The 12,591-nt window shown below is 50.9% G+C and carries 5 protein-coding genes, 1 tRNA gene and 1 pseudogene; all 7 read left to right on the top strand.

The features are described 5' to 3' along the window. The first annotated feature begins 85 nt into the window (after positions 1-85). Positions 86-2,770: a bifunctional [glutamate--ammonia ligase]-adenylyl-L-tyrosine phosphorylase/[glutamate--ammonia-ligase] adenylyltransferase gene (gene glnE / locus ACTHRE_RS09990; RefSeq protein ID WP_440345054.1), complete on the top strand. Its 2,685-nt coding sequence runs from the start codon at positions 86-88 to the stop codon at positions 2,768-2,770. A 260-nt stretch (positions 2,771-3,030) separates the two neighbouring features. After that, entirely contained in the window at positions 3,031-4,125 is a 1,095-nt protein-coding gene (locus ACTHRE_RS09985) for an FAD-dependent oxidoreductase (protein WP_440345055.1), read from the top strand. A 168-nt stretch (positions 4,126-4,293) separates the two neighbouring features. Beyond that, positions 4,294-6,357, top strand: a complete 2,064-nt coding sequence (gene glyS / locus ACTHRE_RS09980; protein WP_440345056.1) for a glycine--tRNA ligase subunit beta — start codon at positions 4,294-4,296, stop codon at positions 6,355-6,357. A 162-nt stretch (positions 6,358-6,519) separates the two neighbouring features. After that, complete coding sequence (apbC, locus tag ACTHRE_RS09975; RefSeq protein WP_296186908.1) at positions 6,520-7,599, top strand: iron-sulfur cluster carrier protein ApbC; 1,080 nt, start codon at positions 6,520-6,522, stop codon at positions 7,597-7,599. Positions 7,600-7,658: 59 nt separating this feature from the next. After that, positions 7,659-7,734: transfer RNA gene (locus ACTHRE_RS09970), tRNA-Lys, on the top strand. Positions 7,735-8,321: 587 nt separating this feature from the next. Then, positions 8,322-8,804: a hypothetical protein gene (locus ACTHRE_RS09965; RefSeq protein WP_377073315.1), complete on the top strand. Its 483-nt coding sequence runs from the start codon at positions 8,322-8,324 to the stop codon at positions 8,802-8,804. Positions 8,805-8,826: 22 nt separating this feature from the next. Continuing rightward, positions 8,827-12,591 (top strand): annotated as a pseudogene (locus tag ACTHRE_RS09960) (hypothetical protein); the annotation flags it as partial.

Raw genomic sequence — 12,591 nt, 5'->3', positions numbered from 1 at the left:
GATTGCACGGATAGGGGAAAGCGTGGGTTTCAGACGGCCTGAAACCTTGCTATGATGGTCTTTTCTGTTTATTCAGGCAAAGATTATGAACCGCCTCGATACTGCCCGCCGTTATTCCCTTTTTCTCGCCCGCAACCTTGATTCCGGCAAACTCAAGCCCGAAATCTTTCTGCCTATGTTGGACAAAGTTTTAACCGAAGCTGATTTCCAAGCCTTTGCCGACTGGGACAAAATCCGCGCGGAAGAAAACGAGGAAGAATTGGCGCGGCAGTTGCGCGAGTTGCGCCGTTATGTCGTGTCGCAGATTATCGTGCGCGATATCAACCGCATCAGCGATTTGAACGAAGTAACCCGCACGATTACGCTGTTTGCCGATTTTGCCGTCAATACCGCGTTGGACTTTTCCTACGCCTATTATCGGGATATGTACGGCACGCCTATAGGGCGTTATACGAAATTGCCGCAGCATTTGAGCGTGGTGGCGATGGGCAAGGCGGGCGGCTATGAGTTGAACGTGTCTTCTGACATCGATTTGATTTTCATCTATCCCGAGTCTGGCGACACCGACGGCAGGCGCGAACGGGGCAATCAGGAGTTTTTCACCAAAGTCGGGCAGAAACTGATTGCATTGTTGAACGACATTACCGCCGACGGGCAGGTGTTCCGCGTCGATATGCGGCTGCGGCCGGACGGCGATTCAGGCGCGCTGGTATTGAGCGAAACCGCGCTGGAGCAATATTTGATTACGCAGGGGCGCGAATGGGAACGCTATGCGTGGTGCAAAGGCCGCGTGGTCACGCCGTATCCGAACGACATCAAAGCGTTGGTGCGCCCCTTTGTGTTCCGCAAATATCTGGATTACAGCGCATATGAAGCAATGCGCAACCTGCACCGCCAAATCCGTAGCGAAGTCAGCAAAAAAGGCATGGCGGACAACATCAAACTCGGCGCGGGCGGCATCCGCGAAGTCGAATTTATCGCCCAAATTTTCCAGATGATACGCGGTGGCCAAATGCGCGCGCTGCAACTGAAAGGCACGCAGGAAACGCTGAAGAAACTTGCCGAGCTGGGCATCATGCCGTCTGAAAACGTCGAAACCCTGCTTGCCGCCTACCGCTTCCTGCGCGACGTCGAACACCGCCTGCAATACTGGGACGACCAGCAAACCCAAACCCTGCCGACCTTGCCCGAACAGCAACAACTGCTCGCCGAAAGCATGGGTTTCGACAGCTATGCCGCCTTTTCAGACGGCCTCAATGTTCATCGGAACAAAGTCAATCAGTTGTTCAACGAAATTTTGAGCGAACCCGAAGAACAAACGCAAGACAACAGCGAATGGCAATGGGCATGGCAGGAAAAACCCGACGAAGAAGAACGGCTAGGCCGTCTGAAAGAATATGGGTTTGATGCCGAAACCATCGCCACACGGCTCGATCAAATCCGCAACGGCCATAAATACCGCCACCTTTCCGCACACGCCCAGCCGCGTTTTGACGCCATTGTGCCGTTGTTGGTACAGGCGGCGGCAGCGCAACCCAACCCGACCGACACATTAATGCGGCTGTTTGACTTCCTCGAAAACATCAGCCGCCGCTCCGCCTATCTCGCCTTCCTCAACGAACATCCGCAAACCTTGGCGCAGCTGGCACAGATTATGAGCCAAAGCTCATGGGTGGCGGCGTATCTGAGCAAATACCCGATTCTGCTGGACGAACTCATCAGCGCCCAGCTTTTGGATACCGCGTTTGACTGGCCGGCACTCGCAACCTCACTTTCAAACGACCTCAAAGCCTGCGGCGGCGACACTGAAGCACAAATGGACACATTGCGCCATTTCCAACACGCCCAAGTCTTCCGCCTCGCCGTTCAAGACCTTGCCGGACTGTGGACGGTAGAATCACTTTCCGACCAGCTCTCCGCCCTTGCCGACACCATCCTCGCCTCCGCCGTGTCATGCGCGTGGGCGGATATGCCCAAAAAACATCGCGACACGCCGCAATTTGCCATCATCGGTTACGGCAAACTGGGCGGCAAAGAGCTCAGCTATTCCTCCGATCTCGACTTGGTCTATCTTTATGACGATCCGCATCCCGATGCAGGCGACGTGTATAGCCGCCTCGCCCGCCGCCTGACCAACTGGCTTTCCGCCGCCACCGGCGCAGGCAGCCTCTACGAAACCGACCTGCGCCTGCGCCCCAATGGCGATGCAGGTTTCCTCGCCCACAGCATTGCCGCCTTCGAAAAATACCAGCGCGAAAACGCCTGGACATGGGAACACCAATCCCTTACCCGCGCCCGTTTTATCTGCGGTACGCCTGATGTTCAGACGGCCTTCGATCGTATCCGTACTGAGATGCTGACTGCCGAACGCGACCAAACCGTTTTAGCAGGCGAAATCATCGAAATGCGCGAAAAAATGTTCCCCACCCACCCGCCTGCCGATAGCAACGTCAAATACGCGCGCGGCGGCGTGGTCGATGTCGAATTTATCGTCCAATATCTGATACTTGCCCATGCCCGAAAATATCCGCAACTTCTCGACAACTACGGCAACATCGCCCTGTTGAACATCGCTGCCGACTGCGGCCTCATCGACAAAACCCTCGCCGAACAAAGCCGCACCGCCTATCGCTTCTACCGCCAGCAGCAACACAACACCAAACTGCGCGATGCCAAAAAAACCGAAGTGACGGACGAATTGCTGACCCATTATGGCAATGTGCGAAAACTGTGGCAGGAAGTATTCGGAGCAGAAGTGAAGTTCGGATAAACAGGCGGGCGTATTTAACGCGTCAATATAATTTGATTTGCCGTCGCAACACACTCACTTCAAATAGTAGGTTTTATGTAAGGAAGATATTTTTATAAAAGCAGATTGGCAGCTTGAGGGAAGATTTTTGTTTATGTATTACTGATTCAGCTTGAGCATAATCTTCAAAAACTGTTCTCATTTTCTGTCGATATTGTGATAAAGCAAAACAAGTTCTAAAATATGCAGTTCATTTTCATATTAAAAACAAGGAGAAACTAATGTCTAAGATTGCTGTACTCGGCGGCGGTCTGTCGGGCCGTCTGATGGCGTTCCAGCTGGCAGAGCAGGGCATTTCGGTCGAGTTGTTTGAGAAAGGTGAACGCAACGGCGAACAAGCCGCTGCTTATGTTGCTGCGGCCATGTTGGCGCCGTCTGCCGAAGCGGTGGAAGCAACGCCCGAAGTCATCCGTTTGGGCAAACAAAGCATTGCGCTTTGGCGCGCGATTGTCGGCCGTCTGAATACGCCGGTGATGATGCAGGAAAACGGCAGCCTGATTGTTTGGCACACGCAGGATAAGCCGCTTTCTGCCGAGTTTGCCCGTCATTTGAAGCGTGGCGGCGTGGCGGAACATGAAACCATACGTTGGAACGCGGATGAAATCGCAGCAAACGAGCCGCAACTGGCAGGACGGTTTTCAGACGGCCTGTATCTGCCGACAGAAGGGCAGTTGGACGGACGGCAGGTATTGAATGCGCTTGCCGATGCTTTGGAATCAATGAATGTAGCGTGTCATTGGTCGTGCGAACGCGAAGTCGAAGATTTGGCGGTGCAATACGATTGGGTCATCGACTGCCGAGGTTATGGCGCAAAAGCAGCGTGGAACAGGCCGTCTGAAAGCGTGTTGCGCGGCGTTCGCGGCGAAGTGGCACGCGTTTACGCCCCTGAAATCGAGCTGTCCCGCCCCGTGCGCCTGCTGCATCCGCGCTATCCTTTGTATATCGCGCCGAAGGAAAACCATATTTTTGTGATTGGTGCGACCCAAATCGAAAGCGAAAGCCAAGCGCCGGCCAGCGTGCGTTCCGGTTTGGAACTTTTGTCTGCGCTGTATGCCGTGCATCCGGCCTTTGGCGAGGCGAATCTTTTGGAACTGGCCACCGGCCTGCGCCCGACTTTAAACCACCACAATCCCGAAATCCGCTTCAACCGCGAACGCCGCCTGATTGAAGTTAACGGCCTGTTCCGCCACGGCTTTATGATCTCCCCGGCCGTGACTGGCGCGGCCGTGCGTTTGGCCGGTGCGCTGTTTGCCGGAAGCGACATTCCCGAATACGACGAAACCAGCGGTTTGCCGTATATCCGCGCTGCGAATTGAAGCCGTTGCGGACGAAGTTGCTTGAAAATCGGGCAAATTGTTTGTGAAAGACAGCCACAGGCCGTCTGAAAATGATAAAATCGCCGTCAATTCAATTAACCTTGCGTCTGAAAACCGCATGATGCCGTTTTCAGACGCCAAACCAATTTCCTATTTAACGATAAGCACATGACAACCCAAACCCTTTTAATCGAACTTCTCACTGAAGAACTCCCGCCAAAAGCCCTCAATAATCTGGGCAACCATTTTGCCGCTTCCGTTGCCGAAGGCTTGGAAAAAGCGCAACTGATTGACGGCGCAGCCGAATATACTGCCTACGCTTCTCCGCGCCGTTTGGCCGTTCAAGTCAAAAACGTGAAAGCCGTTCAAGCCGATCAAAAAATCGTGAAAAAAGGCCCGGCCGTGGCAAATGCCATGAAAGACGGTGCGCCGACTAAGGCTTTGGAAGGTTTTGCGCGTGGTGCGGGTGCGAAAATCGAAGACCTGACCGTCATCAACGACGGCAAGCAAGACGTGTACGCCTACGAATACGTCCAAACCGGCAAACCGCTGAGCGAGCTCTTGGAAGACATCATCAATGCCGCAGTGAAAAAACTGCCGATTCCTAAAGTCATGCGTTGGGGCAGCAGCACATTTACCTTCGTGCGCCCTGTACACAGCCTGATCGTGCTGCACGGCGGCGACATCGTAAACGTCAGCGTTTTGGGCCTGCAAAGCGGCAACAAAACACTGGGTCACCGCTTCCTCTCCAGCGGCGAAATCGCCATCGAAAACGCCGACAGCTACGCCGCACAAATGCGCGAGCAAGGCAAAGTAGAAGCATCGTTTGCCGAACGCAAAGCCGCCATTCAGACGGCCTTGAACGAGCAGGCAGGCCGTCTGAACGCGACCGTTGCCGCCGATGAAGCCTTGTTGGACGAAGTGACCGCATTGGTCGAATGGCCTGTGGTATTGGAAGCCGGTTTTGAAGAACACTTCCTCGCCGTGCCTCAAGAATGCCTGATTCTGACCATGCAGCAAAACCAAAAATATTTCCCGCTGCTCGATCAAAACGGCAAACTGATGAACCGCTTCCTGCTGGTATCCAACCTGCAAACCGAAGATCCATCGCACATCATTCAAGGCAACGAACGCGTTTTGCGCGCGCGCCTGTCTGATGCCGAGTTCTTCTACAAACAAGACCAAAAAGCGACTTTGGAAAGCCGCCTGCCGAAATTGTCCAGCGTGGTTTACCACAACAAAATCGGTTCGCAAGCCGAGCGCATCGAACGTCTGCAAAGCATTGCCGCCCATATCGCCAAAGCATTGGGCGCGGATGCCGCCGCAGCCGAGCGCGCCGCACGTTTGGCCAAAGCCGACTTGGTAACCGAAATGGTCGGCGAGTTCCCCGAACTGCAAGGCACCATGGGCAAATACTATGCCCGCTTGGACGGCGAAACCGAAGAAATCGCCGAAGCCATCGAGCAGCACTACCAACCGCGTTTTGCCGGCGACAACCTGCCGAACGGCAAAGTGGCAACCGCCGTTGCTTTGGCCGACAAACTGGAAACCTTGGTCGGCATTTGGGGTATTGGCCTGATTCCGACTGGCGACAAAGACCCATATGCCCTGCGCCGCTCCGCATTGGGTATTTTGCGTATGCTGATGCAGTACGGTTTGGACGTAAACGAACTGATTCAGACGGCCTTCAACAGCTTCCCGCAAGGTTTGCTCAACGAGAAAACGCCGTCTGAAACCGCCGACTTCATGCAGGCGCGTTTGGCCGTGTTATTGCAAAACGATTATCCGCAAGACATCGTTGCCGCCGTATTGGCGAAACAGCCGCGCCGTTTGGACGACGTAGTGGCCAAACTGCAGGCCGTTGCCGCGTTCAAACAGCTGCCCGAAGCCGCTGCACTGGCCGCAGCCAACAAACGCGTGCAAAACCTGCTGAAAAAAGCCGATGCCGAGTTGGGCGCGGTTAACGAAAGCCTGTTGCAACAAGACGAAGAAAAAGCCCTGTATGCCGCCGCACAAGGTTTGCAGCCGAAAATCTCCGCCGCCGTTGCCGAAGGCAATTTCCAAACTGCTTTGTCCGAGCTGGCTTCCGTCAAACCGCAAGTCGATGCCTTCTTCGACGGCGTGATGGTAATGGCCGAAGATGCCGCCGTGAAACAAAACCGTTTGAACCTGTTGAACCGCTTGGCAGAACAAATGAACGCAGTTGCCGACATTGCGCTCTTGAGCGAATAAGGCCGCGTTTCAGTTGACCCTTTTTTCAGGCTGCCCGATGTTTCAGGCAGCCTGAAGTTTTTCGGGCGTATCCCTTGCATGGCGTTCAAGGGTATAATTCGGCAGATTTGTCGCACGACAAATCGCGCACATAAACAATTTCCCACATTCAAGAGGCAGATTATGAATATCCCAGCCATCCGAACCGCACTCGATGCCGTGTTGATTCCCACCACAATGCGCACTTTGGGCAGCGAAAAAGCCGTTTCGCTTCTGGAAGAGCATTCAGACGGCCTGCATATCGGCCTGAAATTCGCGTTCCCAGTTGCCCATATTGCCGCAGACATTGCCAACGCCGTTCAAGAAGCCGTCATTTCGCATACCGGCGATACTCATATTCACTTGAGTATCAATACCGAAATCGGTACGCATAAAGTTCAACCCGGCGTAGCAACCATCAAAGGCGTGAAAAACATCATCGCCGTTGCATCGGGCAAAGGCGGCGTCGGCAAATCAACGACCACAGCCAACCTTGCCACCGCAATGGCCAGAATGGGCGCGCGCGTCGGCGTACTCGATGCCGACCTGTACGGCCCAAGCCAGCCCACCATGCTCGGCGTACAAGACCGCAAACCCGATCAACAAAACAAAAAACTCATTCCTGTTGAAGCCGAAAGCGGCATTCAAGTGATGTCCATCGGTTTTCTGGTTGATACCGACCAAGCCGTCGTTTGGCGCGGCCCGATGGTCAGCCAAGCCTTGCAACAGCTTATGTTCCAAAGCGAGTGGGACAATGTCGATTATCTTTTCATCGACCTGCCGCCCGGTACCGGCGATATCCAATTGACCCTGTCGCAAAAAATCCCTGTGACCGGCTCCGTTGTCGTCACCACGCCGCAAGACATCGCCCTGATTGATGCACGCAAAGCCGTGGATATGTTCAACAAAGTCAATATCCCGATTTTGGGCGTTTTGGAAAACATGTCTGTCCATATTTGCACCAACTGCGGCCATGCCGAAGCAATCTTTGGCGCAGAAGGCGGTAAAAACTTGGCAGAGCGTTTGAACGTACCGTTGCTCGGCCAGCTCCCGTTGAGCCTGCCTGTACGCGAAGCCATGGACAGCGGCACATCTTCGGCCTTGTTTGAAAACAACCAAACCATCGCCGACATCTACACCGAAGCCGCATTCCAAATCGCGCTGGCCATTGCCGATAAAGGCAAAGACTTCAGCAGCCGCTTCCCGAAAATCGTCGTCGAATAAAAAAGTTTAAAAAAGGTGTTGACAGCTGTGCGACCCATCTCTATAATGCACAGCTTATCGGGTCGTTAGCTCAGTCGGTAGAGCAGCGGACTTTTAATCCGTTGGTCGAGCGTTCGAATCGCTCACGACCCACCAAATATGAAAACCTGCTTTGAAAAAAGCAGGTTTTTTTACGTTTGGAGTTTAAGCAAGGGATGGTTTTAGATGATGTTTCGCCAGTAATGAGGCTATCAGGAAATCATAGTTTATAGTTTTATGCTGTTGTTTTAAGAGAAATATTGGAAAATTGGATATTTAGATTTCAAGTCTATTGTAAAAGTTTCTTTACAATATAATCTTAATTATCTTTATAAATATATTAATAATAAATAAGGTAATTATTTTTCTCAGTTAGTTAGATTTTCTTAAATTACATTAAATTTCAAATAATTATATTTTTTTTAATATATTAGTTAAATGTGTGAAATAAAGTTTGTTTACTAATGAAATTTTTTGTAAATGCTGATTAAATATAAAATCCAAGTTACTATTTATAAAGTTTTTATAAGCATGTTATTTTTATTACAAATGGTAGATATAATAATGGTATATGCGAGTTGCGTGATTGAAGGTTATGGTAAAGTAAAGCTGAAATTTTATGTTAAGTAATTTGCATATGATATCTAAAACAGAGGGTGGATTTATGTCCATTCTATTTAATTGCTTAATTGCGAGGAATGTAAATGATGCAACTTTTAAAACTGACGCTTGCAGCAGCCTTAGCTGTATCCGTACTGTCTGCCTGTACATTAAGTAACAACAGATGGTCAAACTTTGACAACCACTCATCTCAAATTAAACCGCAAGTAAATCAAGCCGGATTGGTTTTCTATCGTGTCGATACGGGCGTAAACCCAACGGCGGTCAATATCAAAGTCAATGGTGAATACCTGTCATCTCTCCAAGTAGGTGGTTTTGCAAAGACAGAAATTTGCGCGAAGCCTGCAACTTTGGAGGCCCAATACGTGGCAGCCAAACCTACAACAAAACTCAACGTAAATCTAACAGAACAATCGGTACATTATTACCAAATTGATGCAACAAACGTTTCAGTGCCTCAAATCAAAGAGGTTGATGCAGCAACAGCACAAGAAGCATTAAAGAAACTCAAGCATCAAGCCCACACAATTTCACGCATTAACGAAACAGCCTGCGCGGCCAACTAAACAAATTTAAAAGGGAAAATCCATGTCAAAGAATATCAGCGTAAAAATCAATAGTGGCAACGAAACTGTTGAAACCGTCAAATTGAATGCAGCAAATAAAAAAGTCATCATCAAAGCTCAACCAAATGTGAACTACGAATTGGTTGATGACAATACCCAGTACGCTCCTGAAACTATCGATACCAAACGCATTGGTAACGACCTTCACATTGCATTTGAAGGCACCGACATTAATCAAGAATCCGATTTGGTACTGGAAGGCTATTACGAGAGCAACAATACCGAATTACTTTTGGGTAAGGCAGAAAACGGACAATACTATGCCTATGTACCGCAAAGCGGTGTTGAAAGTGATGCAGTTACCTTATTGGCAGAAGAAGTATTTGCTCCACAGGCGTTAGGTGGTAATAGCGTAGCTACACCATTTTGGGCATTTAATCCTAATTGGCTGTGGGTTGCAGCTGGAGTGGTAGCAGTAGGCGGCATTATTGCTGCTGCAAATGATAGTGGAAAGGCATCTGGCGGCACAGACACGACCGCACCGGCTAAACCGACTGTTGAAGCGAAAGACAACGGTTCAGTGGAAGTGACACCTCCTGCAGATGCGGATACCAAGTCTGTAGAAGTGAGATACACCGATGAAGCGGATACACCGAAAACTGCTACCTTAACTAAAGGTGAAAATGGCAACTGGACTTCAAACAACCCAGATGTTGCGGTAGACCCAGCGACTGGCAAAGCAACCATCCCGGCAGATAAAGTGAAAGATGGCTCTCCAGTGACTGCGAAAGCAACGGACACTGCGGGTAATGCAGGTGAAGAAGGTACAGCGAATGCAGGTAATAATCCTGACACGACTGCACCAAGCGCACCGGAAGTGACCCCATCTACCACTGATGGCTCAGTGGCTGTGAAAGTGCCAAGTGATGCCCAAGTAGGTGATACTGTAGAAGTGACAGTCACCCCTGAAGGTTCTGACACCCCAGAAAAAGTGACCTTAACTAAACAGCCGGATGGCAGCTGGACTTCAGACAAACCTGAAACAGTACCAAGCGTTGAAGCAGGCAAAGACAGCACCACTATTCCACAAGACAAAGTGAAAGATGGTTCTGAAGTAACTGCACAGGCGAAAGATCCGTCTGGTAACGAAAGCACCCCAGTTAAAGCCAACGCAGGCAATAACGCTGCGGCTCCTGACACGACTGCACCGGCCAAACCGACTGTTGAAGCAAAAGACAACGGCTCAGTAGAAGTGACTCCTCCAGCAGACGCGGATACCAAGTCTGTAGAAGTGGGCTACACAGATGAAGCGGGCACAGCGAAAACAGCAACCTTAACTAAAGGTGAAAATGGCAACTGGACTTCAAACAACCCAGATGTTGCAGTAGACCCAGCGACTGGCAAAGCAACCATCACAGCAGATAAAGTGAAAGATGGTTCTCCAGTGACTGCGAAAGCAACGGACACTGCGGGTAATGCAGGTGAAGAAGGTACAGTGAATGCAGGTAATAATCCTGACACGACTGCACCAAGCGCACCGGAAGTGACCCCATCAACTACCGATGGCTCAGTGGCTGTGAAAGTGCCTGGCGATGCCCAAGTAGGTGATACTGTAGAAGTGACAGTTACCCCTGAAGGTTCTGACACCCCAGAAAAAGTGACCTTGACCAAACAGGCAGACGGCAGCTGGACATCAGACAAACCTGAAACAGTGCCAAGCGTTGAAGCAGGTAAAGACAGCACCACTATTCCACAAGACAAAGTGAAAGATGGTTCTGAAGTAACTGCACAGGCGAAAGATCCGTCTGGTAACGAAAGCACCCCAGTTAAAGCCAACGCAGGCAATAACGCTGCGGCTCCTGACACGACTGCACCAAGCGCACCGGAAGTGACCCCATCAACTACCGATGGCTCAGTGGCTGTGAAAGTGCCTGGCGATGCCCAAGCAGGTGATACTGTAGAAGTGACAGTCACCCCTGAAGGTTCTGACACCCCAGAAAAAGTGACCTTGACCAAACAGGCAGACGGCAGCTGGACATCAGACAAACCTGAAACAGTGCCAAGCGTTGAAGCAGGCAAAGACAGCACCACTATTCCACAAGACAAAGTGAAAGATGGTTCTGAAGTAACTGCACAGGCGAAAGATCCATCTGGTAACGAAAGCACCCCAGTTAAAGCCAACGCAGGCAATAACGCTGCGGCTCCTGATACGACTGCACCGGCTAAACCGACTGTTGAAGCAAAAGACAACGGTTCAGTAGAAGTGACTCCTCCGGCAGATGCGGATACCAAGTCTGTAGAAGTGGGCTACACCGATGAAACAGGCACACCGAAAACTGCTACATTAACCAAAGGTGAAGATGGCAACTGGACTTCAAACAACCCAGATGTTGCGGTAGACCCAGCGACTGGCAAAGCAACCATCCCAGCAGATAAAGTGAAAGATGGCTCTCCAGTGACTGCGAAAGCAACGGACACTGCGGGTAATGCAGGTGAAGAAGGTACAGCGAATGCAGGTAATAATCCTGATACGACTGCACCAAGCGCACCGGAAGTGACCCCATCAACTACCGATGGCTCAGTGGCTGTGAAAGTGCCTGGCGATGCCCAAGCAGGTGATACTGTAGAAGTGACAGTTACCCCTGAAGGTTCTGACACCCCAGAAAAAGTGACCTTGACCAAACAGGCAGACGGCAGTTGGACTTCAGACAAACCTGAAACAGTACCAAGCGTTGAAGCAGGCAAAGACAGCACCACTATTCCACAAGACAAAGTGAAAGATGGTTCTGAAGTAACTGCACAGGCGAAAGATCCGTCTGGTAACGAAAGCACCCCAGTTAAAGCCAACGCAGGCAATAACGCTGCGGCTCCTGACACGACTGCACCGGCTAAACCGACTGTTGAAGCGAAAGACAACGGCTCAGTGGAAGTGACTCCTCCTGCAGATGCGGATACCAAATCTGTAGAAGTGGGCTACACAGATGAAGCGGGCACACCGAAAACAGCAACCTTAACCAAAGGTGAAGATGGCAACTGGACTTCAAATAATCCAGATGTTGCGGTAGACCCAGCGACCGGCAAAGCAACCATCCCAGCAGATAAAGTGAAAGATGGCTCTCCGGTGACTGCGAAAGCGACTGACACCGCAGGTAACACAGGTGAAGAAGGTACAGCGAATGCAGGTAATAATCCTGACACGACTGCACCGGCCAAACCGACTGTTGAAGCAAAAGACAACGGTTCAGTGGAAGTGACTCCTTCGGCAGATGCGGATACCAAGTCTGTAGAAGTGGGCTACACAGATGAAGCGGGCACACCGAAAACAGCAACCTTAACCAAAGGTGAAGACGGCAACTGGACTTCAAACAACCCAGATGTTGCGGTAGACCCAGCGACCGGTAAAGCAACCATCCCAGCAGATAAAGTGAAAGATGGCTCTCCAGTGACTGCGAAAGCAACGGACACTGCGGGTAATGCAGGTGAAGAAGGTACAGCGAATGCAGGTAATAATCCTGATACCACTGCACCGGCCAAACCGACTGTTGAAGCGAAAGACAACGGTTCAGTAGAAGTGACTCCTCCGGCAGATGCGGATACCAAGTCTGTAGAAGTGAGCTACACCGATGAAGCGGGCACACCGAAAACAGCAACCTTGACTAAAGGTGAAGACGGCAACTGGACTTCAAACAACCCGGATGTTGCGGTAGAGTCAGCAACTGGTAAAGCGACGATTCCAGCAGATAAAGTGCAAGATGGTTCGCCAGTAAAAGCGAAAGCAACTGATAAT

It is taken from the genome of Neisseria sp. P0001.S007 (assembly GCF_051963655.1).
GTDB classification, from domain to species: domain Bacteria; phylum Pseudomonadota; class Gammaproteobacteria; order Burkholderiales; family Neisseriaceae; genus Neisseria; species Neisseria subflava_A.
Note: the sequence above shows the minus strand (reverse complement) of the source record. Positions and strands in the feature narration are given on the sequence as shown.

What these genes read in the sequence shown, in the direction of transcription:
- ACTHRE_RS09985 (WP_440345055.1), top strand. Translation starts at nt 3,031, where the DNA reads ATGTCTAAGATTGCTGTACTCGGCGGCGGTCTGTCGGGCCGTCTGATG.
- glyS (WP_440345056.1), top strand. Translation starts at nt 4,294, where the DNA reads ATGACAACCCAAACCCTTTTAATCGAACTTCTCACTGAAGAACTCCCG.
- ACTHRE_RS09965 (WP_377073315.1), top strand. Translation starts at nt 8,322, where the DNA reads ATGATGCAACTTTTAAAACTGACGCTTGCAGCAGCCTTAGCTGTATCC.
- apbC (WP_296186908.1), top strand. Translation starts at nt 6,520, where the DNA reads ATGAATATCCCAGCCATCCGAACCGCACTCGATGCCGTGTTGATTCCC.
- glnE (WP_440345054.1), top strand. Translation starts at nt 86, where the DNA reads ATGAACCGCCTCGATACTGCCCGCCGTTATTCCCTTTTTCTCGCCCGC.